Raw genomic sequence first — 24145 nt, 5'->3', positions numbered from 1 at the left:
GGACCATCGCCCAGGAGTGCCGAATGAAGATCGATCCGCGAATCAGTGCCGAACTGGCAAGGCTTGAACCCAATCAGGTTGGCGTTCTGGCCTGGTCGTTGCTGGCACATCCGCCCGTCAGCATGGCAGGGGGCATTCCCGGCCAGCCTGATCCTGATACCCCTAACGAACAGCCTAACGAGCCAGGTGAGCCTACTCTGCCGGATGAGCCACCGCCTGCGCCTGTTGCCTGATTTTCGATGTCCGCCATTCATGGCCGGTGAACGGGGGTAGCAGGCCTGTGTCTGTTGTTGCCGTTCACGAACCTGGCGTCTGAATCAGCCTGCACATATTCGGAAGTAACTGTGTCTGTCGTCGAAACCAATCGACGGGTATGGCCGTGGTTCTATCTGTGAGCCGCGTGCCCTGTGGCCGTTGGCAATGGGGGCGCCAGTCAGTTAACGACGAATATGAAAAGGAACATTCAGATGAGTGCAAATCGATCGGGACATATGCGTGCCGAGGTCATCACGACAGACGGCTCCATGCAGTTTCGCGTAACGGATGGACTCGATTTTTACCAGCAGTCAAACATTCATTGCATTGAGGCGGATAACGGTCAGGGGACAGCGTTTTTAGTGTACTTGCCGATAGGCATCCAGAGTGGCAGCTTCAGCTTGGAGCTCAACGGGACAACTCCCATGGTCATCCATGTGAGCGGCAACTCGGAGGCAGAGCTTTATCCGGGAACGCTTGAGTTGACGGTGGGCGGTGACGCGCAGTTTGCCGGGCGCTTCAGCGGGACGGACGCTAATGGTCTGCAAGTGAGTAATGGCAGTTTCAGGTTGGAAAACGAAGCGGGGGCATAACGGTTGATGGATGGTGGAAGCCGGGCCAGCCGGCTTCCACTCTTGCTGCCGGTGGTTATTTCAGGTTACCACTGAGGAACTGCTTCAACCGCTCGCTTTTCGGGTTGCCCAGCACGTCTTCCGGCGCGCCTTCTTCCTCCACCAGGCCCTGGTGCAGAAACAGCACCTGGCTCGATACTTTGCGGGCAAAGCTCATTTCGTGGGTCACCATGATCATGGTCCGGCCCTCTTCGGCCAGGCCCTGGATCACCTTGAGCACTTCGCCCACCAGTTCCGGGTCCAGCGCCGAGGTCGGTTCGTCGAACAGCATGACTTCCGGTTCCATGGCCAGTGCGCGGGCAATCGCCACCCGTTGTTGCTGGCCGCCGGACAGGAATGCCGGGTACTGGTCCGCCACACGGGAGGCCAGCCCCACCTTGTCGAGGTAGCGGCGGGCGCGGTCCTCGGCTTCTTTCCTGTCGCAGCCCAGCACCCGGCGCGGCGCCATGGTGATGTTTTCCAGCACCGTCATGTGGCTCCACAGGTTGAAGTGCTGGAACACCATGGCCAGGCGGGTGCGAATCCGCTGCAGTTCATCGGCATCGGCCACATGCATGCCGTGGCGATCCTTGATCATGCGGATGTTCTGCCCGTCGAGGCTCATGGCGCCGTCATTGGGTTGTTCCAGGAAGTTGATGCAACGCAGAAAGGTACTTTTACCCGAGCCGCTGGCGCCGATCAGGCTGATGACGTCGCCGGTACTGGCCTTGAGCGAAACACCTTTGAGGACTTCATGGTCGCCATAGCTTTTATGCAGGCCTTCGATGGTCAATTTGTACATGGGGCGTGCATCCTCAAGGCGAAAGTAGATAGCCGCTGCGATAGGCTTCGGTGCCCGCGACGTGGGCGATCACCATGCCTGCAGTGGCCATGCGGCGCAGCGAGCGGGCGTACATCAGCCCGGCGGCGGAGCAGTGGACGGGAGTGACGCGATCGTTGAGCGGATCAATGACCTCGGCGATCAATTGCCCGGCTTCCAGGTATTGCCCCGGCAGCGCGGTGAACACCAGCAGCCCGCCGGCAGGCGTGGCTACCGGTTCTACACCGGCCAGCGGTGTCGCCGGATAGGGCAGGTCGGGCAGGGGCGCGTATTCGCCGGCGATCGCGCCGAAATGGATCAGGTAATCGATCAGTGCCTGGCAATCGCGGCTCGCCAGCGGATGATTGACGTCGCCCTGACCGCGCAATTCGACGGTCACCGAAAAACTGCCCGGCGGAATGTCGAAGTGTTCGCCGAAGCGCTCTTTCAACTGCCACCACAGCAGGGTGAAGCATTCATCGAACGACTGACCGCCAGAGTCCGTCGCCAGCAGGCTGGCTTCGGCGCCGATGTAACGGGCCAGCGGCTCGACCTGCGGCCAGGCATCCGGGGTGGTGTACAGATGCGCGACCGCTTCGAAGTCGCAATGCAGGTCGAGCACCATGTCGGCGTCGCAGGCCAGTCGTTGCAGGGTCAGGCGCTGGGATTGCAATTGGGTGTCGGCAGTCTGCCGGGCCAGCGCTTCGCGCAGGCTGCTGCGGATCAGTTGCTGGTTGCGCTGCGGATCGTCACCGAGCTTGCCCTCGATCGCATTGCCGACTTCTTCACTGAGGTCGACGAACCAGCGGTTGAAGTTCTGACCGCTTTCCAGCTCGTAGCGGCCCAGCGGCACATCCATCAGCACCTGTTCCAGGCCCACCGGGTTGGCGATGGGCACGAGCACGATTTCGCTGCGCAGGCGACCGGCGGCTTCCAGCTCTGCCAGGCGTTGCTTGAGGTGCCAGGCCACCAGCATGCCGGGCATTTCGTCGGCGTGCAGGGAGGCCTGGATGTAGATCTTGCCGTTGGCCGGTTGTGGGCCGAAGTGAAAACTGTGGATCTGTCGTGCGGTCCCCGGCAGCGGGGCCAGCAGGTCATGTTTCTGGTGGCGCATCTGTTGTTCCTGAAGCAGGTTGAGACCTAGTGGGTCGGCCCGAGGAAGGCCAGCCATCGGCGTTCGGCAAGGCGGAACAGGCCGACCAGCGCAAAAGTGACGGTCAGGTAGATCAGCGCGGCGATGCCGAACGACTGGAAGGTCAGGAATGTCGCCGAGTTGGCGTCCCGCGCGACTTTCAGGATGTCCGGGATGGTCGCGGTGAAGGCCACGGTGGTCGAGTGCAGCATCAGAATCACTTCGTTGCTGTAGTACGGCAACGAGCGACGCAGGGCCGACGGCATGATCACGTAGGCATACAGCTTCCAGCCTGTCAGGCCGTAAGCCTTGGCCGCTTCCACTTCACCGTGGGCCATGCTGCGGATTGCCCCGGCGAAAATCTCCGTGGTGTAGGCGCAGGTGTTCAGGGCGAAGGCCAGGATCGTGCAGTTCATCGCATCGCGAAAGAATGCGTCCAGTACCGGCTGGGCCCGAATGGCGGCCAGGCTGTAGATCCCCGTGTAACAGATCAACAACTGGATATAGAGCGGCGTACCACGGAACAGGTAGGTATAGAACTGCACCGGCCAACGGATGTAGAAGTGCGGCGATACACGGGCGATGGACAGCGGGATCGACACGAGAAAACCGAAGAAGATCGACGCGCTGAGCAGCCACATGGTCATGGCCAGGCCGGTGATGTTGTTGCCGTCGCTATAGAGGAAGGGTTTCCAGTATTCCTGCAGAAGTTCGATCATCGTACGGCCTCCCGGGTACCGGCGGAGTAACGACGCTCAAGCCAGCGCAGAATGAAGTTGGACGCGCTGGTGATCACCAGGTAGATCAATGCGGCAAGCACCAGGAAGTAAAACAGCTGATAGGTGCTTTTACCGGCGTCCTGGGCTGCCTTGACCAGGTCGGCAAGGCCGATGATCGACACCAGGGCGGTGGCCTTGAGCATCACCATCCAGTTGTTGCCGATCCCCGGCAGGGCATAACGCATCATCTGCGGGAACACCACGATCCAGAAACGCTGGCCGCGCTTGAGGCCATAGGCGGTGGCCGCTTCGACCTGGCCCCGCGGGACGGCGAGGATCGCACCACGAAAGGTTTCGGTGAAATACGCACCGTAGATGAAGCCCAGGGTAATGACGCCGGCACTGAACGGGTTGATCTCGATGTATTCCCATTCCATGTAATCGGTAAAGGAGGTCAGCCAGGTTTGCAGGCTGTAGAAGATCAACAGCATCAGGACCAGGTCCGGAACGCCGCGAATGAGGGTGGTGTAGAGCTGGGCAGGCACGCGCATCAGTTTGACTTTTGACAGCTTGGCACTGGCACCGAGCAGCCCGAGCAACACGGCCACCAACAGCGACAACGCCGACAACTTGATCGTCATCCAGGTGCCTTGCATCAGCAGCGGACCGAAGCCCTTGAGGCTGAAGGCAGAGAGCCCCAGATTTTCTAATAGGTTTTCGAACATAAATCAGCAACCTGATCGGATGAAAAAAGCGCCCATCGCGAGATGGGCGCCGGGCATTATTTGCCGCTGTACAGATTCAGATCGCCAAAGTGTTTCTTCTGAATGGTGGCGTAGGTGCCATCATCGTGTAACGCTTTGATACCTTTATCCAAAAGTGCTTTCAGCTCGGTGTTACCTTTCTTAATGCCGATGGCTGTCTTGGCGGGCAGCAAAGCGTTGTCGACCGGCTTGCTGACATCGTAGTCGGCGCCCTGTGGCGACTTCAGGAAGCCCAGTTCGGCTTGCAGCATGTCCTGGATCCCTGCATCGAGACGACCGGAAGTCAAGTCGGCGTAGACCTGATCCTGGTTGGCGTAGGCCTGGGTTTTCACGCCGGCCTTGTCCAGAACGGCTTTGGCATAGGCTTCCTGAATGGTGCCTTGTTCGTAGCCGACGGTCTTGCCCTTGAGCGAGGCGACGTCTTCAGTCACGCCAGAACCTTTCTTGGACACGTAGGCGGTTGGGCCGGAGAACAGCTCGCTGGAGAAGTCGATGACTTTTTCACGGGCCTCGGTAACGGTCATCGACGAGATCACGCCGTCGAATTTGTTGGCTTTGAGGCCAGGGATCATGCCATCGAAGTCACTTTCGACCCACTTGCACTTGACCTTCAGTTCGGCGCAGATCGCGTTCCCCAGATCGATGTCGAAGCCTACCAGGCTGCCGTCGGCTGCCTTCGACTCGAACGGTGCGTAGGAAGGGTCAACGCCGAAACGCAGTTCTTTGTATTCTTTCGCCATGGCGGAGCCAGCAGCCATGCACAACGCCAGTGCAGAAAGGGTCAGCAATGCTTTTTTCATTATTCAATCCCTAAAACCAATATGAGCGCTCGTGGCGCAGAATTATTGTTACTGGAAAGCGTAAGACCTGTTGAAAGTAGCAATTTCCGAACCAGAGTGCCGAACAAGCGTTTTAAAAGGTGTCTGGAAATAGCCGGAGACAGATTTATGCACGAAAACGGGCGCAGGGAAATGGCCGCACCAGCTCGACTCAAAAAGAAAAATATTTGAGGATGGGTTGAGGGGTTAGCTGAGCAGATTTTGCAGGGTCGTCAAACTGTCGGCTTCGTCGACCGGCTTATCCTTGCGCCAACGCAACATACGCGGAAAGCGCACGGCAATGCCACTCTTGTGGCGACGGGAGAGGGCGATTCCCTCAAAGCCCAATTCAAACACCAGGCTTGGCTGGACGCTGCTCACGGGGCCGAATTTTTCCACTGTGGTCTTGCGTACGATGCTGTCGACCTGGCGGATTTCGTCATCGCTGAGCCCTGAGTAAGCCTTGGCAATCGGCACCAGGGTGCGTTCACTGGCTTCTGGCGGGCCGTCCCAGACGGCGAACGTATAGTCGCTGTAGAGGCTGGCCCGGCGCCCTTGCCCCCGTTGCGCATAGATCAGCACGGCGTCAACGCTGAACGGGTCGACTTTCCATTTCCACCACACACCCATGTCCTTGGTCCGGCCGACGCCATACAGGGCATCGCGCGCCTTGAGCATCAGGCCTTCGACACCGAGGGCGCGGGATGCCTCGCGCTGGCGGGCGAGGTCGAGCCAGGTGTCGCCGGTCAACAATGGCGAGAGACGTAACCGTGGGTTGGCGCAGTCACCGGCCACCCGTTCCAGTTGTGCACGACGCTCGGCCTGACTCCGGTTGCGCCAGTCTTCCCCCTGCCATTCGAGCAAATCGAAGGCGAGCAGCACCACCGGCACTTCATCGAGGATTTTCCGGTCCAGGGTTTTGCGACCGATTCGTTGTTGCAGGAGGGCGAAAGGTTGCACTGCGGGTTCAGAAGCCGTTTCGACGCCGGTTGGCGCAGACTTCCAGGCGACGATCTCGCCGTCGATCACTGTCCCGTCGGGAAGGCCCAGAATCAAACTTTCCAGTTCAGGGAAGCGTTCGGTGACCAACTCTTCACCGCGCGACCAGATCCACAGTCGTCCGCCGCGCTTGATCACCTGGGCGCGGATGCCATCCCATTTCCATTCCGCCTGCCAGTGCCGGGCAGGACCGAGCAGCGCTTCGAATTGTTCCACGGACGACGACAAGGCATGGGCGAGAAAAAACGGGTAGGGCTGGCCGCCACGCTGGGCATGTTCATCCGGGGATTCGGCGGCGATCAGTTTCAGGTAGCTGGCGGCACTGGGGCGGTGGGCCTGATCGGTGTAACCCACCAGCCGCTGCGCCACGCGTTTGCTGTCGAGACGGGCCATGGCTGCCAGGGCGCGGGTGACCAGTAATTTGGACACCCCGACGCGAAAGCTGCCGGTGATCAGTTTGATGCAGACCATCAGGCTCACCGGGTCCAGTTGCGCCCACAGCACCGGTAACCTTTGCGCGAGGGCTTGCGGTGTTTCGCCGCGCAGTGGTAGCAGTTTGTCCTCGACCCACGTGGCCAGCCCGTCGGTTGAACGGTGCGGCGCTTGCGGCAAGACCAGCGAAATGGTTTCCGCGAGGTCACCGACAGCCTGGTAACTCTCTTCGAACAGCCATTGCGGCAAACCGGAAAGCGCCACCGCCAGTTCGCGCAGTACCCGCACGGGTACCAATTGCCGGGGACGTCCTCCCGACAGGAAGTACACCGCCCATGCGGCATCTTCCGGTGCAGCCTCGGCGAAGTAGTTTTGCATCGCCGCCAGTTTCGCATTGTTCGATGTCGAGGCGTCGAGCCTGGCATACAGCTCAGCGAATGCTTTCATGGCAGCACCGCAGCCAGTTCGGCCTCGGCGAGGGCGCGGTCTTCTTCGTCTTCACCGTATCGGGTATCGAACGCCATGGCATCAAGCTCCTGCTCGCGCAGATAACGTACCAGGGCGCCGGTCGATCCATGGGTCACCATGACCCGTTCGGCACCGGTCTGTTTGATGGCCCACAGCAAACCTGGCCAGTCGGCGTGGTCGGACAGGACGAAGCCTCGGTCTACACCGAGCCGCCGACGTGTTCCGCGCAAACGCATCCAGCCACTGGCGAAACCATCGCTGTAATCGACAAAGCGACGCATCCAGCTGCTGTTCGCCGCCGAAGGCGGTGCGAGCACCAGCGCCTTGCGCATCATCGGGTCGCTCTTATTGATGTCGGCGGCATCAATCGTGGGCGGCAAATGAACCCCCGCTTCGCGGTAGATCCGGTTGATGGGTTCCACGGCGCCATGCACGAGAATGGGGCCCAGTCGTGCGTCGATGCCATGGAGAATGCGCTGGGCCTTGCCAAGGGAATAACAGAACAGCACGCTGGTTTTTTCGACCGCCGCGTTGGCTTGCCACCATTGATTGATCTCGGCAAACACTTGCAGCTGGGGTTGCCAGCGGTAGATCGGCAGGGCAAAGGTCGACTCGGTGATGAAGGTGTCGCAGCGTAGCGGTTCAAACGCTGCACAAGTGCCATCGGGCTCGGTCTTGTAGTCCCCGGAGACTACCCAGACTTCTCCACCGTATTCCAGTCGTACCTGTGCCGAGCCGAGTACGTGGCCGGCGGGATGAAAACTGAGGAACACGCCGTGATGCAGCAGGCGTTCGCCGTAGCGCAGGGTTTGCAGGTTGATGTCCTGGCCCAGTCGCACGCGCAGAATGGCCTCGCCGGGCGCTGCCGCCAGGTAGTGCTGATTGCCGGCGCGGGCATGGTCACCGTGGGCGTGGGTGATCACGGCGCGCTCGACCGGTCGCCACGGATCGATATAGAAGTCGCCGGCAGGGCAGTACAAACCTTCGGGACGCGAGATAACAAGGTCCATGGCGTTGCCAGATTGGAGAGACTTGTTAGCTATGAGGTTGGCGCGGGGCGAGAAGTTCTATTTGATTTAGGGGGACCAATAACAGCTCCTGTAGGAGCGAGCTTGCTCGCGATGGCGATTCAACAATCAACATTCATTTTGAATGTCAGACCGCTTTCGCGAGCAGGCTCGCTCCCACAGGCAGGGGGCCTGGTTATTTTCCTGGTGTCAGCGTCAGTCGATTCTTGCCATAGGCGTTGTCGAAGTTCTGCGGCTGTATCGGCAGGCTCATGTACTGGCCCTTGAGCCAGGGTTCGATGCTGTTGAGGTAGTTCGCACTGGCCGGGTTGCCGGACTGACCGGTACCGTTCTGCGCCATCAGCGGTTCGGACTGGCCGAAATCGACGATAAAGCGCATGGCGGGCGCCAGCGTGGTGTTGAAGTCCTGGCCCCAGGCGAAGGCGGCGGTGTTGAGTGTGGTGTGATCGCCACCGGCCGGCAGCGGACCTCGTACCGTCTGGCCGCTGCTGTTCTTCCATTCATAGCGATGCAGTTTGCCCCACTGCCAGGCCTTGTGATCGCCGCCCAACTGACTGTCGCCGGCGCTGATCGCTGCGGCGAGGCTGCGCGCGAGGATCGCCGGTTTGTCTTCTTTTTGCGCGGTGCGCACGTCATCCCAGAACGGGCTGTCCTCACGCCCGAGCAAGTGATCGGCCTGGGCCGCGTAGGACAACTTGCCATCGGTGACAAAGGCCTTCCACGCCGGGCTGCTATCCGGGCCCAGTTCGTCGAGGAAGATCTGCCGGGTGCTTTCCTGCAGGAACAGTTCGTAGATGGCCGCATCGGTGGATGTCGGGATGAGCTTGCCATCGAACGCCATCAAGCGGCTGTAGGCTTCGTGTGCCTTGGCGCGATCGGCCGCCGGCAAGCCGTCGATGGCTTGTTTGAGTGGCTGGGCCATGCCCGGCGCTTCGAACATTTTCTTCAGCTTGGCCGCGAAGGTCGTGGTCTGGTCGTACTGCATGGCGATCAGGCTGCGGCTGTCGTGTTTGCCTGCGCCGGCCAGTTCGGCCAGACGCTCGCCGCGCTCCGGAGCGGCCCAGGAATTGGACAACTGCATGCCGTAGCCATGAGGGATGACCCGCTGATTGGCGGTGCCGAGCCAGCCTTGGGCCGGGTCCTGGTCGTATGGGTGCAACATCGGGTCGGCATAACCGTCCCAGTCGTAGCGACCTTCCCAACCCGGCGAGGGCAGCAGGCCTTCGCCTTCGCGGCGGTTCGGGTAGCGGCCGGTGACCTGCCAGCCGATGTGGCTGGCGTCAGCAAACACCAGGTTCAGTGCGATGGCGCGGATTTCGCGGCTGGCATCCGACGCTCTCTCGGCGCTCTGGGCGCGGGACAGGTCGAAGAACGCGTCCAGGGTCTTGTCGTCGGTGAAGTTCGGCATCTGCAAGGCCAGGCCGAAACCATTGGCCAGCGTGGTGCCTTGGGCGCTGTTGAGCAGCGGGCCATGGCGGGTTTCGTACACCGCCTCGCGAATCGGCCGCTGGCCTTTGACGAAATAGGTTTCGTTGCGCACGATCGCCGGCTGCCACTTCCCGGCGTTTTCGTAGGTAAGCCCGTTGCCCTGGCGCTTGATCTTCTCCAGGAACAGGTCCTGGTTGTCGCCCATCACGGACGCCATGCTCCACGCCACTTTACCGTTGAAGCCACCGAGCACCATCGGCAGGCCCGCGATGGTCACGCCGGACGCCTGATACTTCGGCGCGCGAATCTGCACGTAACTGAACAATGAAGGCACGCCCAGCGGGCCGTGACTGTCACTGGCCAACAGGCTCTTGCCGCTGCGGCTGCGTTGCGCGGCAATGGCCCAGTTGTTCGACGAGGTGGCGCCCAGCAGGCTCCGGTCCGACAGTTGTCCCGTGGCTTTGCTGAGTTCGGCCAGGCCCGGTACTTGCCCGTTTAGCTTGAGGCCTTGGAGTTTTTCGCTCTCGGCGACCGGCAGTTTTTCGTCGGGGGCGGACGGCGTCAGCCACGCCAGTTTGTCGGTGGTGACGGTCTGGGCTAGTACCAGCGAGGAAATCTCTTCCGGCAGGTTGGTCGACTGGCTGAAGTTCAACAGGCAGAAAATCAGCGCCGAATCTTCCGGCTGCCAGTATTCAGGCTGGTAGCCGGTGGCCGCGAGGTCCGCCGGCAGTTTGTCGCGGTAGCGGAACAGGTAGGCATTGACGCCCCGCGCATAGACTTCGAAGAAGCGCTTGAGGCGCGGCGAAGAGGCCTTGTACAACTCGCCGGCACTTTTCTTCAGGTTGACCGCTCGCATGTAGCGGTCGACATCCAGCAGGTCCGCACCGTGCATCTCGGCCAATCGGCCCTGGGCCAGCAGGCGCAGGGTGACCATCTGCGTGATGCGGTCGCTGGCATGCACGTAACCGAGGGTGAACAGCGCGTCGTGGAAGCTGTTGCTTTCGATCAGCGGCATGCCCATGGCATTGCGGCGCACCGAAACGTTCTGCGCCAGGCCCTTGAGCGGCTGCACGCCGAAGGTCGGCGGGAGGGTGTCCTGGGCATTGAAGTTCTGACAACCGGTCAGGCTCAAGACGCCCGCCACTGCTGCGGCAACGCCGAACCGGGGTAGAAAATGAGTAAGGGCTGGCGAGGCCATGGCAAAGCTCCTGCGGGGGGTAGAGGCGGTGGGGCGCAATAAAGGCGCTACGTTAGTGAGCGGGAGGTGGCCGCGCAAGCGGGGTACAAGGTTATTTCGGGATTTGTCTGATAAACCGAAAGATCGCTGCCTTGCCAGTCGCCATGGGTGATGTTGAAGTGCGACACGGTCAACAATCCTGGAGAACGGGTGGTATGGAGCTAAAGGCAAACGCGGCACTGATCATCATCGATCAACAAAAAGGCGTCCTTCACCCCAGGCTTGGCCGCAGGAATAATCCTCAGGCCGAAGAGCGCATCCTGGAATTGCTCGGTCATTGGCGGCGCACCGCTCGGCCGGTGATCCATGTGCAGCACCTGTCCCGCTCGGAGGACTCGGTGTTCTGGCCGCAGCAGTCAGGAGTGGAGTTTCAGGAGCGGTTCGCGCCAATGACCGGTGAACGCTTGATCCAGAAGCAGGTGCCGGATGCGTTTTGTTCGACGGGGCTGGAGACGCAGTTGCGCGAGGCGGGGATCGGGCAGTTGATCATCGTGGGCGTCGCGACCCACAACTCGGTGGAGTCCACGGCGCGCACCGCGGGCAACCTGGGATTTGATACCTGGGTGGCCGAGGATGCGTGCTTTACGTTCGACAAGGCTGATTTTTTCGGTCATGCCCATAGCGCCGAAGAGGTGCATGCGATGTCGCTGGGGAATCTGCACGGCGAGTATGCGACGGTGGTCAGCACTGCCACCCTTTTAATGGATGACTGACAACTATTGTGGGAGCGGGCTTGCTCGCGAAGAGGGCCTCAGCTTCAACATCGTTTTTGCCTGACACACCGCTTTCGCGAGCAAGCCCGCTCCCACAAGGGAACTGCATTCACAGCACAGGTCTGCTCGCGAAGACGATTCAACAGGCGAAGCTAATCTTCGCCCGAATCATCAAGCGCCGTGGCACTTCTTGAATTTCTTGCCGTTGCCGCATGGGCACGGATCGTTGCGGCCGACGTCTTTCAGGGCATTGCGCACCGGTTCCTGGTGAGCGTGGCCACAGTTCGGACCGTGGACATGGCCGTGGTCGTGATCATGGTGGTCATGATCGTGATCGTGGTTGCAGTCAGGGCCGTGGACATGAGGTTGCTGGGTCATCGGTGTTGCTCCGGAATTAAATCGGCAGCGATTATCACGCCATTGCGCGTCAGGTGCACGTAGTGGGCGATGAATATACCGGTTTCCAGTTCACCTTCCAGACGATAGGGAATGGGTTGATCGGATTTTTTCAGCAGTTTGGCCAGATCCCGGACCTTGGACCACAGGTTGGTGCGGATCGGCACCTTGAAGTAGGCACTGTGCCTGGGGCTGATGGTGAACCAGTGTTCGTACTCGCCGTCGGCCAGCAGTATGTCACCCAGGTGAACGCGGTACTCCAGACTGCGCACCGTCAGGTCGCTGTCGTTGGGGTTGTCGATGCGAAAATGCAGGAGGAATTTCTGTTCCAGCAGTTTGGCGCTGACCACCTCGACCTTCACCAGATGGACCTCGGGGTCCGGCAAGTCGTCGTCGAACCACGACGCACAGCCGCCGAGTCCCAGTGTCAGGAATACGGTGAGCAGACAGCGTGTGCAGCAGCGGATGATCATCGAGGTGTTTCCCCCTTGAGTTCCAGTCTAGACCCAAAGGATCGCAGCCTTCGACAGCTCCTGCGTGGTGGGCAGTCATTCCATGTATTAGCTGCTGAAGTAACCCGCACAACATTTCTTGAACTTCTGTCCACTGGCACACGGGCAGGGGTCATTGCGCCCGAGTTTGAGTTGCACGGTCGGGTCGATGAAATACCAGCGCCCGGTGTTCTGTACGAACGATGAGCGCTCTCTATGACTGTGCTCGCCACTGCTGTCGTGCCACCGCGCGGTGAAGGTCACGAAAGCGTGTTCAGGCTGACCACCCAGCACTTCGGAGCTTTCCACCTCAAGCCCCAGCCACGTACTTTGCGCGCTCCAGTCGCTGATCGATTGACGGTCCAGGCCGGCCTGTTGGGCGGGCAGGGTGGTGGCTACCAGATAGTCGACCAACCCCAGCACGTAGGCGCTGTAGCGCGAGCGCATCAAGGCTTCGGCGCATGGCGCCGGGTGTCCGGCATGGTAGTGGCCGCAGCAGGCGTCAAGCAGGGTGCCGCTGCCGCAAGGGCAAATGGATGTACTCATTGCATTACCACCAGTATTTCCCGAAGTTTTCCGGATTGGCCCAGAAGCGCGAATTGAGCCAGTCAGGGACTTGTTTGTATTCAAGCAGATCGTAGGTAAACAGGGTCAAGACCTGTTCGTCCCGTTGAAAGCGTTCGCTGGCTTGCAGGGCCAGGGAGAAAAAGTCCGTTTCCTGCCAGCCACAGGCCGGCAGATCCGCCAGCACGGCGATGCGGCTGGCATTGAGGTTGCGGATGCCGCCCAACAGGTTCAGGCCGTCGCGCTTGGGCAAATGCTCCAGGCAATCGACCACCAGGGCCAGGTCGAACCGGCGGGCCGCCAACTCGTCGGGCAAGGGGCCAGGGGCCGCGAAAGCCACGCAGCTGTCCGGGTGCGCGAGTTTGAATGCTTCCAGTGCCGGGAACTCGCTGGCACCGATCAACAACAGGCGCGCGGGGGCATATCGGTCAAGTAATGCGGCCAGTGCCTGCTGCGGCGTGCGTGAAGAAATACCTGCAATCATCGAAGATCCTCAATCAGATCTGCCAAGACTAGCCTGCCCGGCCGTTCGGGCCTAGAGCGGCTTGACGACAAATGCGCCAAGCTGCCGTTAATGCCTGAATAAACAGCATGGCCTATTGCTGGCGGAGATTAATACTCGGGTCTTTACTACCTGAATCGGTTCTAAGCCGATCCTTCAGGAGAAAACTAGATGAGCATAGTTCGGACAGCATTACCCTTGGTTCTGCTAACCAGTGTGTTGACTGGTTGCGCAGGTTTGCAGAAAACCGACTGGCCGACCTGTGCGGCGGTTGGTGGTGTCGTGGGTGCGGGCCTCGGTGCGACCGAAAGCTCGGCATGGGCAGGGTATGGTGCTCTGCTCGTTGGCGGTACGGCAGCGGCTTATTGCTGGGTGCACGGTGATGGCGACGAAGACGGCGACGGTGTGCCGGATAGTCGCGACAAGTGCCCGGGCACGCCTAAAGGCGTTCATGTCGATGCCAATGGTTGCCCACCACCAGCGCCTGTGGTCGAAGAGGCGGTTGTGGTCAAGGAAGAAACCATCGTCATCCGCGACGTTCACTTCCAGTTTGATAAAGCCACGCTTACCTCGTCCGATAAACAGGTCCTCGACAAGATTGCCACTCGCCTGAAAGCTGAAGCCCCGACTGCTCAACTGACCGTAACCGGTCATACCGACAGCGTGGGCAGCGACGCCTACAACCAGAAACTGTCGGATAAACGCGCCCACTCGGTGGTTGAATACCTCATCGAGCAAGGCGTACCTCGCAGCAACTTCGTATCGGTGGTCGGTGCCGGTGAAAGCCAGCCGGTTGCGGACAACAAAACCGCTGATGGCCGCGCACAAAACCGTCGTACGGAAATCAAAATCCAGCGTTAACGCCCCCTCGCATCCGCGCCTTGTGCAGTCGCGGATGCAGGTCTTTACTCCTGTGTAACCGGTATGGGCCGGTGACACAGGAGCTTTCAATATGATCGTTCTCACAAGGACCGTCTTGCCGGTTCTGCTACTTGGCAGCCTCTTGACCGGCTGCGCGACCCACAGCGATGGCACTGCCCCCCTCAATCAACGCACCTGGCCTATCTGCAGCCTCATCGGCGGCCTGGTCGGCGGTGGCCTGGGCGCAATCGAGAGTGGCGCCTGGGCCGCGGGTGGGGCGGCGTTGGGTATCTTGTCCGGCGGCTTGATCTGCTATGCCCAGGATGGTGACGAAGACGGCGACGGCGTTTTCGACCGGCGCGACCGTTGCGCTGATACTCCCGCCAATACCCCGGTCGACCATCGCGGTTGCCCGGTGCCGCAGTACCCGGACCGCGTCCAGACCGAGCCTGCGCAAACCGAAGTCATTACGCTGAGCGATGTACTGTTTGTCTTCAATCAATCCGACCTGACCCCGAGGGCCAAGAGTGAACTGGATGCGTTGATGAGCCAGTTCGAGGATGCCGATGTGGTCAGCATCAAGGTGGTCGGCCATACCGACAGCGTGGGGTCGGATGCCTATAACCAGGCCTTGTCTGAGCGACGCGCCAGCAGCGTGGCGGAATACCTGATCAGCCAGGGTGTGGCGCCGAACAAAGTCACCAGCGAAGGCAAGGGCGAAAGTCAGCCGATTGCCGACAATGAAACGGACGAAGGTCGTGCGAAAAACCGTCGCGTGGAACTGCATATAAATCGCTGAGCCAAGAGATAGAGCCGTCGAGCGACAGTTGTGAACGCTGCGACGGCCGTTCGGCGGCCTTCATGAAGATTTTTCCGTTGCCCTCTGGCTTATCCCGCGCGGAAGCCGTTACTGTGCGCCCAAACAATAATTCTCATCGGGGGAGCGTATGAAGGTCTTATGGGGGCTGGGGCGGTTATTGACCCTGCTGTTCTGGTTGGTGCTGCTGGTCAACCAGCTCACGCCATTTGTCTTTCCGCTGCACCTGTTGGTCAATCTGGCCGGCGGTCTGTTGGGGGTCATCCATCTTCTGGAAGCACTGTTGTGCTATCGCAGCCTGCGAGGTCGCGCCCATCCCTGGCTTGACCGCCTGAAGATCGTCATTTTCGGTGTATTCCACCTGCAAACCATTCCAGCCCCCAGCGCTTCGAAGGCTTCCCATGCGTAAACTCTGTCTGCTCGCCGCACTCATCAGTCCATTGGCCAGCGCACAGGTGGTGAGTGTCGAACCCAACTCGCTGATGCGCTTGCCCAACACCGCCAGCACCCTGCAACTGGAACGCCTGGAAGTAGCCGATTACGGCACCTTGCTGATTCCTTCGAACGTCACCGAAGTCACCGTGGGGGAGTTGCATCTGGGGCGTGAAGCGCGCATCGCCATTGTGCCGGGAGAGCAGGCACTGGCGCTGAAGGTCCGTCGCGCTGATTTGTCCGAAGGCAGCCAGATCACCGCGCGTGGCGCGCCCGGGACCTATCAGAAGGCCGCGCGATCCGGGCGCAATCTTGATTTGCAGATCAAAACTCTGAATGCGCCGCAATTGTTGGTGGACGCACGAGGCGGCGCAGGCGCACCGGGATTTGTCGGCCTGGATGGCGCCAACGGTCAGGACCCTGGCTGTACCTGGGGCCAGGCCGGTCGCGGTGCCGATGGCAGTGATGGCAGCAATGGTCAACCAGGCGCGCCGGGTGCGCTGGTCAAGCTGGCAGTGCCGCACGACTTTCCGGCAGACCGGATCAAAGTGCAGGTGGCTGGCGGTGCCGGTGGCCTGGCCGGCCCCGGCGGCAAGCCGGGTGCTGGCGGCAAGGCCAAGGGCTGCCTCGTCTACAAGGCCGATGGTGGCAAGAGCGGCAAACCTGGCGCCGACGGACAGCCTGGGTCTGAAGGTGCGGCGGGTTCGGTGACTGTGCAGCGGTTGTAAAGTTAACCAGGAACTACTGTGGCGAGGGAGCTTGCCTGTGGCGAGGGGGCTTGCCCCCGTTGGGCCGCGAAGCGGCCCCAATTCCGGCAATCACAATACTGCTGAAGGTTAGCGGTGTCTGGTTTTACGACTGCTTCGTAGCCGAGCGGGGCGGTACGGCGATCCGACAAGCCCCCTCGCCACAAAAACTCGGCAGATTCAAAACATCGGCCGAGCCGCCGCAATCGCCACCACAGCCAACCCCACCAACAGATTGATCCCCACCAACCGGCGAATCCGCCCCAGCACACTGGCACCCACCGGCCAATCCTGTTCGGCCACGGCGGTACGCAGCTCCGGCAGCATCAGCGCCTGAATGCGGATAAACAGCGCGGTCATCACCACATACAGGCCCATCATCACTTGCACATAGCGCGGTGCGGCTTCAAAGCCGTTGAAGTGCATATGCAGCATGCCCACGCCGCTGACCGGCAACAGCACCACCGCGACCCAGACCCAGCGGAAAAAACCTTGAAACACTTCTACCCACAACTTCAGCCGGGCAGGTCCTTCAAGGGCCGTGATCGCGGCGGGGCGCAGGACCATCCAGGCGAAAAACATGCCGCCGACCCAGACCAGGGCCGCCAGTACATGCAGGCTATATATGAGGCTAAAAGGTGTCATTCGGGTACTCCGTTCTGCGCAGGATTCATTAGCGGGGTATGATAGCCGTCGATCCGAACCACTGAAAATTTATCCAGCGTTTTTTGCGCCCGACAATCCATGATCAGCACCGAACTCAAAACCACGATCCAGGGCGCCTACTCGCGTTTTCTCGAAGCCAAGAGCCTCAAGCCGCGCTACGGCCAACGCCTGATGATCGCCGAAATCGCCAAGGTCCTGGGTGACATCGACACCGACGACGAAGGCCGGCGCAGTGGCGACCCCGCGATTGTCGCGGTGGAAGCCGGCACCGGTACCGGCAAGACCGTGGCCTACAGCCTGGCGGCGATTCCCACGGCCAAGGCCGCTGGCAAGCGCCTGGTGATCGCCACGGCCACCGTGGCCCTGCAGGAGCAGATCGTCTACAAGGACTTGCCCGACCTGATGCGCAACAGCGGGCTGAACTTCAGCTTCGCCCTGGCCAAGGGGCGCGGGCGCTACATGTGCCTGTCCAAGCTCGACATGTTGCTCCAGGAAGGCCACGCGCAGACCGCCACTGCGCAACTGTTCGAAGAAGAAGGCTTCAAGATCGAGGTCGACGAGGCCAGCCAGAAGCTGTTCACCAGCATGATCGAGAAGCTCGCCGGCAATAAGTGGGACGGCGACCGCGACAGTTGGTCCACCGCCCTGGAAGACGCCGACTGGGCGCGCCTGACCACCGATCACAGCCAGTGCACCAACCGTCATTGCCCGAACTTCGGCCAGTGCGCTTTCTACAAGGCCCGAGAAGGCATGGGCAAGGTCGACGTGATCGTCACCAACCACGACATGGTCCTGGCTGACCTGGCCCTGGGGGGCGGCGCCGTACTGCCGGACCCGCGCGATACCATCTACGTGTTCGACGAAGGCCATCACCTGCCGGACAAGGCCATCGGCCATTTCGCCCATTACACGCGCCTGCGCTCCACCGCCGACTGGCTGGAAACCACCGCCAAGAACCTCACCAAATTGCTCGCCCAACACCCGTTGCCGGGCGACCTGGGCAAGTTGATCGAGCAGGTGCCGGAGCTGGCGCGGGAGATCAAGACCCAGCAGCAGTTCATGTTCACCGCGTGCGAGCAGATTGCCGATTTCAAACCCGGCGAAGACGTCGAAGGCCGCGAGCGCCCGCGTCACCGATTCGTCGGCGGGGTGATTCCCGAGCACATGCGTGAAATGGGCATTGAGCTGAAGAAAGGCTTCGCACGGCTGACCGACTTGTTCACCCGCCTGACCGACCTGCTCAAGGAGGGCATGGACGGCGAGGTCAACATTGGCATCGCCAGCAACCAGGCTGAAGAGTGGTACCCGCTGTTCGGCAGCCTGCTGTCGCGCTCTTCCGGCAACTGGGAGCTGTGGACCGCCTTCACCGTCGAAGATCCGGAAGACAACCCGCCCATGGCTCGCTGGCTGACCCTGGCCGAAAGCGGGTCGCTGTTCGACATCGAGGTCAACGCCAGTCCCATCCTCGCGGCGGAAATGCTTCGGCGCAACCTGTGGAACGTGGCGTATGGCTGCCTGGTGACGTCGGCGACCTTGACTGCCCTCGGCACCTTCGATCGCTTCCGCATGCGTGCCGGCCTGCCGAAAAAAGCCGTGACGGCCGTGGTGCCAAGCCCGTTCCATCACGCCGACGCCGGTGTGCTGCGGGTGCCGAACCTGAACGCCGATCCCCGAGATGCTGCGGCGCATACTGCCGCGATCATTCGAGATCTGCCGGAACTGGTCGAGGGCTCGCGGGGCACACTGGTGCTGTTTTCCTCGCGCAAACAGATGCAGGACGTGTTCGATGGCCTGGACCGCGACTGGCGCAAGCAAGTGTTCATTCAGGGCAATCTGTCGAAGCAGGAAACCCTGAACAAGCACAAGGCGCGGGTCGATGGCGGGGACTCCAGCGTGCTGTTCGGCCTGGCCAGCTTCGCCGAAGGGGTCGACTTGCCCGGTGCCTATTGCGAGCACGTGGTCATTGCCAAGATTCCATTCTCGGTACCCGATGATCCCGTCGAAGCGGCGCTGTCGGAATGGATCGAAGCCCGGGGCGGCAATCCGTTCATGGAAATCTCCGTACCGGACGCCTCGCTGAAACTGGTCCAGGCCTGTGGTCGCTTGCTGCGCACCGAAGAAGACCGCGGCACCATCACCTTGCTCGACCGGCGCCTGGTGACCCAGCGCTATGGCAAAGCCATCCTCAACGCGTTGCCGCCGTTCCGTCGAGAAATTTCCTGAAGCACCGGTGGGCAGTTTTGCCCACCGCGTTGTCTATCTCTCTGCCACCGCTTTTTCACTGGCCTGTTGAAGGTCGTTAGGGAGAATTTCGTTCTCATGATTTGCCGTTCGTTGCCTGCCGTATTTGCCCTGTTGTTCGCAACACCGCTGTTGGCCGCACCTGCCAGCCAGCAGACGCTGTTCAACTTCGTGCGCCCCGCCGACGTGGTCCAGGTGGCGACACAGGACGCCAGCCTGCCGCAATCCAACGCCGAGCAAACCCCTGAAGGCGAAGTGCTGCGCCGGGTGACCTTCAACCCGGTCGCCCGGCCGACGTTGCGCCTGGCCCCGCAAACCGGTGCCTGGGACTGGTCGCAGTCGGGTGTGATGAGCCTGCGGATCCAGAGTGCGATGAACTGGGCGTTGACCCTGTACGTGACCATCCAGAGCAACGACGGCAAGACCCTGGTCAGTCGCGTCGATCTGCCGGCCGGGCCTGCGCAAACCCTGTTGGTGCCGCTGCAAGCGACATCGCCGCTGAGCCAGGGCATGAAGGCCGGCCCGCCGATGCCGATGACCGTTGAGGGCCAGCGTGTGTTGCTGGCCAGCAGCGCTGGTGAGCTGGATCGCAGCCAGGTAGTGTCCGTGACGTTGTCGATGGACCAGCCCAAAGCCGCGCAAAGCATCCTGCTGGAGCGCTTTGGGGTGCAGGACGTCGAGTCGGTCAGCCAAGCCGTGTATGGCGGCTTGGTGGATGCGTATGGCCAGTCGACCCGGGCCAGATGGCCGGAAAAAGTCAGCAGCGACGAGCAGTTGAAAAGCGCCGCCGCCAAGGAACAGCAACAACTGAAAACCTGGCTGGCTGAGCGCGAGAAGTCTTCCCTGGACAAGTTCGGTGGTTTGAGCAAAGGCCCGTCATTCAAGGCCAGCGGATTTTTCCGCACGGAGAAGCGCAACGGTCGCTGGTATCTGGTGACGCCTGAAGGCCACCCGTTCTATTCCCTTGGGGTCAACACCGTGGCCCCGGATGTCAACCAGACCTATGTGGCCGGTCGCGAGTGGATGTTCGAATCCCTGCCCAAGGCTGACGAGGCGCTGGCCGGCCACTACGGCGAAGGCGACAACCGTGGCGGCAATGGTGCCGATCAAGGGCGCGGCTACAATGCCGGGCGCTGGTACGACTTCTACGGTGCCAACCTGCAACGTCTGTATGGCGATCCTTGCGCGTTGGGCAGCGAAACCAAAGCGGGCGTCGCTGCGGCGGCCAAGGCGGATGCGGTTGAAGCGACAGCGACCAAGGCTGCGGAGCAACCTGTCGCTCCTGCTACCGCCGAGTCTGGTGTCGCTGAATCCGCCAAGACTGAAGCGACGATAGCAACAGCGGCACAGCCAACATCGGTCGAACCGTGCAAAGCGTTGTTCGACGAGCAGCGCTGGGCCAGTCACACCCTTGATCGCCTGCAGGCCTGGGGCTTCAACACCATCGGCAACTGGAGCGCCCCGGTACTGGGCAACGCCGATCGCGTGCCCTACACCTTGCCGCTGTCGATCGTCGGCGACTACGCCAGCATCAGCACCGGTACCGACTGGTGGGGCGGCATGCCCGACCCGTTCGACCCGCGTTTTGCCATGGCCACCGAGCGTGCAGTGGCGATTGCCGCCCGCGACCATCGTGACGATCCGTGGCTGATCGGTTACTACGCCGACAACGAACTGGCCTGGGCCGGTCCCGGGGATGATCCGAAAGCCCGTTATGCCCTGGCCTACGGCACCTTGAAAATGACCACCGACGTGCCTGCCAAGCGTGCATTTCTCAAGCAACTGCGTGACAAGTACCGCAATCAGGCGGGCCTGTCGAAAGCCTGGGGCATTGATCTGCCCGCCTGGGAATTGATGGAGGATCCGGGATTCGTGCCACCGCTCCCGAGCGCCGAGCACCCGGAAATCGAAGCCGACTTCAAATACTTCCAGAAGGTCTTCGCCGACACTTACTTCAAGACCATTTCCGACTCACTCAAGTGGCACGCGCCAAACCAGCTGCTGCTCGGTGGCCGTTTCGCCATCAGCACGCCGGAAGCCGTGGAGTCCTGCGCCCAGTATTGCGACGTGCTGAGCTTCAACATGTACACCCTGCAACCCCAGGATGGTTACGACTTCGCCAAGTTGCGCAGTCTCGACAAACCGGTGCTGATCACCGAGTTCAATGTCGGTTCGGCTGATCGTGGGCCGTTCTGGGGCGGCGTCACGCCGTTGGCGAAAGAGGAGGACCGTGGTACGGCGTATGCCAACTTCCTCAAGCAGGCAATGAGCGAGCCGTCGATTGTCGGTGTGCATTGGTTCCAGTACCTCGATCAACCGGTCACCGGGCGCTTGCTTGACGGTGAAAACGGTCACTTCGGGTTGGTTGGCATCACGGATCTGCCGTTCCAGGGCTTTGTCGACAGCGTGCGCAAGAGCAACCTGGTGACAGTCGAACAATTGGGCAAAGAGGCCGGGAAGGCTACGGCTGACGCCGACAAAGCCAGCCACGATGCGGAGGGCGGTCGCAAGGCCGAGGCCGGCAAGGGGCCGGGGAAGGGCGCGGGTGGGCATTCCGGCAAAGGTCATTAAAAGCTGAAACCCTGTGGCGAGGGGGCTTGCCCCCGTTGGAGCGCGCAGCGCTCCTACATTTTTCGGCCGCGGCGAAACAACCGCCCGGCCCGCCCCTGTTCCCAAAACCCTCAAGGGCTGGAACAATGCCCGCCACTTTGTAGAGCGTTAATCCGGAGAGTTGCGGGTGCAGATTCAGGGTCATTACGAGCTTAAGTTCGAAGCGGTGCGAGAGGCTTTCGCGGCGCTGTTCGACGATCCCCAGGAGCGTGGCGCAGCATTGTGCATTCAGATTGGTGGTGAAACCGTCCTCGATCTGTGGGCCGGCACCGCCGACAAGGACGGGGCCGAGGCCTGGCACAGCGACACCATCGCCAACCTGTTCTCCTGCACCAAGACCTTTACCGCCGTCACCGCGCTGCAACTGGTGGCCGAAGGCAAGCTGCAACTGGATGCGCCGGTGGCGCGCTACTGGCCCGAATTTGCCGCTGCCGGCAAAGCGTCCGTCACCTTGCGTCAACTGCTCTGCCATCAAGCCGGCCTTCCGGCATTGCGTGAGTTGCTGGCCCCCGAAGCCCTCTACGACTGGCAAACCATGGTCGACGCCCTGGCTGGCGAAACACCGTGGTGGACGCCGGGCGAAGGCCACGGGTACGCGGCGATCACTTATGGCTGGCTGGTCGGCGAATTGCTGCGCCGTGCCGACGGTCGTGGGCCGGGGGAATCCATTGTCGCGCGGGTTGCCAAACCTCTGGGCCTGGACTTCCATGTGGGGCTGGCCGACGAAGAGTTCTATCGCGTGGCCCACATTGCGCGGGGCAAGGGCAATGTCGGCGATGCCGCCGCCCAGCGCCTGCTGCAGGTGACCATGCGTGAGCCAACGGCCATGACGACCCGGGCGTTCACCAACCCGCCCTCGATCATGACCAGCACCAACAAACCCGAGTGGCGACGCATGCAGCAGCCGGCCGCCAATGGCCATGGCAATGCCCGTAGCCTGGCCGGTTTCTACGCCGGCCTGCTCGACGGCAGCCTGCTGGAAAGCGAAATGCTCGATGAGTTGACGCGTGAGCACAGCCTCGGCGAGGACAAGACTTTACTGACCCGAACCCGTTTCGGCCTGGGTTGCATGCTTGATCAACCGGACGTTGCCAATGCCACCTTCGGCCTTGGTCCGCGGGCGTTTGGTCATCCGGGTGCCGGCGGCTCCATCGGCTTTGCCGACCCGGAGCACGATGTAGCCTTCGGATTTGTGACAAATACCCTGGGCCCCTACGTCTTGATGGACCCGCGCGCGCAAAAGCTGGTGCGGGTTCTGGCCACTTGTCTGTAAAAGCGGCTGTCGGTCTCCAGGGCTGGAACCCGATAGCCTTTTCAGTTTCAAAACGTCAGTTTGTGCGGGCCGACGTGGCCTGATTTTTTTGACTTCATTTTTGTGGATATCCAATGTCATCCAATAAAACCCTCGCTTTGGCCCTGTGCTTCGCCATTACCGGTTGCGCACAGACTCCACAGAAAGACGCGACGGCACCTGTCGCCAAGACTGAAAGCGCCAGCCACTGGTACTGGCCGTTCGGTTCCGACGACAGCGCCGGCAAGCCCGTGGCCAAGCCGGAGGTGAAACCTGAGGTCAAACCCGTGGCGGTGGCCAAGGCCGAAACCGATAGTGGCAGCAAGTGGTGGTGGCCGTTCGGCGGTAACGAGCAGAGTACCGCCAAGGCCGTGCCGATGCCGGACCCGAAAGTCACCCAGGCCTGGCTTGACGACTACGAACCGCGTCTGCGCGAGGCGGTCAAGGACAGCAACCTGCAACTCGAGCGCCGCGAAAACGTGCTGGTGGTGACTGCGCCGGTCGAAGGCTCGTTCAACCCTGATCGTCCGGCCATGCTGCTGCCGGTCACGCTCGGTCCGTTTACCCGCGTTGCCAAGATCCTTGAAGCCGATCCAAAGACCGCTGTGTTGATCCTCGGCCACAGCGATACGTCCGGTGCGGCGCCTGCCAACGTCAAATTGAGCCAGGAACGCGCCCAGGCCGTTGCGGCGATTTTCCGTCTCAGTGGTTTGCAGCGTGATCGCCTGATGCTGCGTGGCCTGGGCGGTGATGCGCCGCGTGCTGCCAACGACAGCGTGCAAGGGCGTGCGCTGAACCGCCGCGTGGAACTGCTGGTGACCCCGCAAAACACCATGGTCGCGCTGCTGAGCAAGTACAACATGCCGGCCCCAGCCCCTGTGAGCATGGTTGCAGCCGCTGACGTCAAGCCGGTCGCCAAGCCGGTGACACCAGCCCCGGCGACTAAAAAGGCTGCTGTTCCAGCGACGAAAAAAGCCCCGGCGAAAAAAGCGGCGGCCAAGAAAGCACCTGCGAAAACCGCAACGCCGGCGAAGAAAACCACGCCAGCCAAAGCCTCCACGGCTGACAAGAAAGTCGCCGCCACTGATACTGCAAAGCAGTGAT

Annotated in this window: 24 protein-coding genes; 11 read left to right on the top strand and 13 right to left on the bottom strand. The window is 61.2% G+C overall.

Going from position 1 to position 24145, the window contains the following annotated elements; all coding sequences use genetic code 11:
* Positions 1-23: 23 nt before the first annotated feature.
* Both AB7M25_RS23860 and AB7M25_RS23855 read left to right on the top strand, forming a co-directional pair.
* Positions 24-233 carry a hypothetical protein gene (locus AB7M25_RS23860; RefSeq protein WP_033047523.1) on the top strand — a complete coding sequence of 70 codons (210 nt, stop codon included), beginning with the start codon at positions 24-26 and terminating at the stop codon, positions 231-233.
* 234 nt (positions 234-467) lie between these two features.
* A complete protein-coding gene (locus AB7M25_RS23855) occupies positions 468-848 on the top strand; it encodes a hypothetical protein (RefSeq protein WP_429560228.1) in 381 nt (126 codons plus the stop codon).
* Between the two features lie 55 nt (positions 849-903).
* On the opposite strand, the gene AB7M25_RS23850 is transcribed toward AB7M25_RS23855, so the two are convergent.
* The 8 genes from AB7M25_RS23850 to AB7M25_RS23815 form a co-directional block, all read right to left on the bottom strand.
* Complete coding sequence (locus AB7M25_RS23850; RefSeq protein ID WP_015093807.1) at positions 904-1668, bottom strand: ABC transporter ATP-binding protein; 765 nt, start codon at positions 1666-1668, stop codon at positions 904-906.
* A gap of 13 nt (positions 1669-1681) precedes the next feature.
* On the bottom strand, positions 1682-2800 hold the full coding sequence (locus AB7M25_RS23845; protein ID WP_429387284.1) for a succinylglutamate desuccinylase/aspartoacylase family protein: 1119 nt from the start codon (positions 2798-2800) through the stop codon (positions 1682-1684).
* 26 nt (positions 2801-2826) lie between these two features.
* The gene (locus AB7M25_RS23840; RefSeq protein ID WP_007971647.1) at positions 2827-3537 is read right to left on the bottom strand and encodes an ABC transporter permease; all 711 of its coding nucleotides are present in this window, start codon (positions 3535-3537) and stop codon (positions 2827-2829) included.
* Positions 3534-4262: an ABC transporter permease gene (locus AB7M25_RS23835; RefSeq protein ID WP_007971646.1), complete on the bottom strand. Its 729-nt coding sequence runs from the start codon at positions 4260-4262 to the stop codon at positions 3534-3536. The genes AB7M25_RS23840 and AB7M25_RS23835 overlap by 4 nt, the downstream gene beginning before the upstream one ends.
* 56 nt (positions 4263-4318) lie before the next feature.
* A complete protein-coding gene (locus AB7M25_RS23830; RefSeq protein ID WP_056720873.1) occupies positions 4319-5101 on the bottom strand; it encodes a transporter substrate-binding domain-containing protein in 783 nt (260 codons plus the stop codon).
* Between the two features lie 225 nt (positions 5102-5326).
* A complete protein-coding gene (locus AB7M25_RS23825) occupies positions 5327-6997 on the bottom strand; it encodes an ATP-dependent DNA ligase (protein ID WP_454238065.1) in 1671 nt (556 codons plus the stop codon).
* Positions 6994-8028 carry a ligase-associated DNA damage response exonuclease gene (locus AB7M25_RS23820; protein ID WP_429387278.1) on the bottom strand — a complete coding sequence of 345 codons (1035 nt, stop codon included), beginning with the start codon at positions 8026-8028 and terminating at the stop codon, positions 6994-6996. Before AB7M25_RS23820 ends, AB7M25_RS23825 begins: the two co-directional genes overlap by 4 nt.
* 193 nt (positions 8029-8221) lie before the next feature.
* Positions 8222-10672, bottom strand: a complete 2451-nt coding sequence (locus AB7M25_RS23815) for a penicillin acylase family protein (protein WP_429560226.1) — start codon at positions 10670-10672, stop codon at positions 8222-8224.
* Between the two features lie 194 nt (positions 10673-10866).
* On the opposite strand from AB7M25_RS23815, the gene AB7M25_RS23810 reads away from it, so the two are divergent.
* Positions 10867-11424: a cysteine hydrolase family protein gene (locus AB7M25_RS23810; RefSeq protein ID WP_429560263.1), complete on the top strand. Its 558-nt coding sequence runs from the start codon at positions 10867-10869 to the stop codon at positions 11422-11424.
* 171 nt (positions 11425-11595) lie between these two features.
* Here the strand turns inward: AB7M25_RS23810 and AB7M25_RS23805 are convergent, their stop codons facing one another.
* The 4 genes from AB7M25_RS23805 to AB7M25_RS23790 form a co-directional block, all read right to left on the bottom strand.
* Positions 11596-11802 carry an SEC-C metal-binding domain-containing protein gene (locus AB7M25_RS23805; protein ID WP_007918601.1) on the bottom strand — a complete coding sequence of 69 codons (207 nt, stop codon included), beginning with the start codon at positions 11800-11802 and terminating at the stop codon, positions 11596-11598.
* Positions 11799-12293 (bottom strand): LEA type 2 family protein, encoded by a 495-nt coding sequence (locus AB7M25_RS23800; protein WP_429387274.1) that lies wholly within the window; start codon positions 12291-12293, stop codon positions 11799-11801. The genes AB7M25_RS23805 and AB7M25_RS23800 overlap by 4 nt, the downstream gene beginning before the upstream one ends.
* Before the next feature lie 87 nt (positions 12294-12380).
* Positions 12381-12857 carry a YchJ family protein gene (locus tag AB7M25_RS23795; RefSeq protein WP_104450640.1) on the bottom strand — a complete coding sequence of 159 codons (477 nt, stop codon included), beginning with the start codon at positions 12855-12857 and terminating at the stop codon, positions 12381-12383.
* 4 nt (positions 12858-12861) lie between these two features.
* On the bottom strand, positions 12862-13359 hold the full coding sequence (locus tag AB7M25_RS23790; RefSeq protein ID WP_007971634.1) for a DUF6231 family protein: 498 nt from the start codon (positions 13357-13359) through the stop codon (positions 12862-12864).
* A 189-nt stretch (positions 13360-13548) separates the two neighbouring features.
* On the opposite strand from AB7M25_RS23790, the gene AB7M25_RS23785 reads away from it, so the two are divergent.
* From AB7M25_RS23785 to AB7M25_RS23770, 4 genes are all read left to right on the top strand, one after another.
* A complete protein-coding gene (locus AB7M25_RS23785) occupies positions 13549-14238 on the top strand; it encodes an OmpA family protein (protein ID WP_007971631.1) in 690 nt (229 codons plus the stop codon).
* A 91-nt stretch (positions 14239-14329) separates the two neighbouring features.
* Positions 14330-15037, top strand: a complete 708-nt coding sequence (locus AB7M25_RS23780) for an OmpA family protein (RefSeq protein WP_429387269.1) — start codon at positions 14330-14332, stop codon at positions 15035-15037.
* Between the two features lie 148 nt (positions 15038-15185).
* A complete protein-coding gene (locus AB7M25_RS23775; RefSeq protein WP_429516941.1) occupies positions 15186-15464 on the top strand; it encodes a DUF1145 domain-containing protein in 279 nt (92 codons plus the stop codon).
* Entirely contained in the window at positions 15457-16215 is a 759-nt protein-coding gene (locus AB7M25_RS23770) for a hypothetical protein (RefSeq protein ID WP_104450634.1), read from the top strand. The genes AB7M25_RS23775 and AB7M25_RS23770 overlap by 8 nt, the downstream gene beginning before the upstream one ends.
* Positions 16216-16413: 198 nt before the next feature.
* On the opposite strand, the gene AB7M25_RS23765 is transcribed toward AB7M25_RS23770, so the two are convergent.
* On the bottom strand, positions 16414-16878 hold the full coding sequence (locus tag AB7M25_RS23765) for a CopD family protein (protein ID WP_429387266.1): 465 nt from the start codon (positions 16876-16878) through the stop codon (positions 16414-16416).
* Positions 16879-16977: 99 nt separating this feature from the next.
* Here AB7M25_RS23765 and dinG point away from each other — a divergent pair, with 99 nt between their 5' ends.
* The 4 genes from dinG (at position 16978) to AB7M25_RS23745 (ending at position 24144) form a co-directional block, all read left to right on the top strand.
* On the top strand, positions 16978-19122 hold the full coding sequence (gene dinG, locus AB7M25_RS23760) for an ATP-dependent DNA helicase DinG (RefSeq protein ID WP_007971623.1): 2145 nt from the start codon (positions 16978-16980) through the stop codon (positions 19120-19122).
* Between the two features lie 96 nt (positions 19123-19218).
* Entirely contained in the window at positions 19219-21711 is a 2493-nt protein-coding gene (locus AB7M25_RS23755; protein ID WP_454238064.1) for a beta-galactosidase, read from the top strand.
* A 166-nt stretch (positions 21712-21877) separates the two neighbouring features.
* Positions 21878-23023, top strand: a complete 1146-nt coding sequence (locus AB7M25_RS23750; protein WP_429387260.1) for a serine hydrolase domain-containing protein — start codon at positions 21878-21880, stop codon at positions 23021-23023.
* A 113-nt stretch (positions 23024-23136) separates the two neighbouring features.
* Complete coding sequence (locus tag AB7M25_RS23745) at positions 23137-24144, top strand: OmpA family protein (protein ID WP_429387257.1); 1008 nt, start codon at positions 23137-23139, stop codon at positions 24142-24144.
* Position 24145 lies beyond the last annotated feature (1 nt).

This window comes from Pseudomonas sp. AP3_22 TE3818 (genome assembly GCF_053628995.1).
This window is presented reverse-complemented; position numbering and strand designations above follow the sequence as displayed.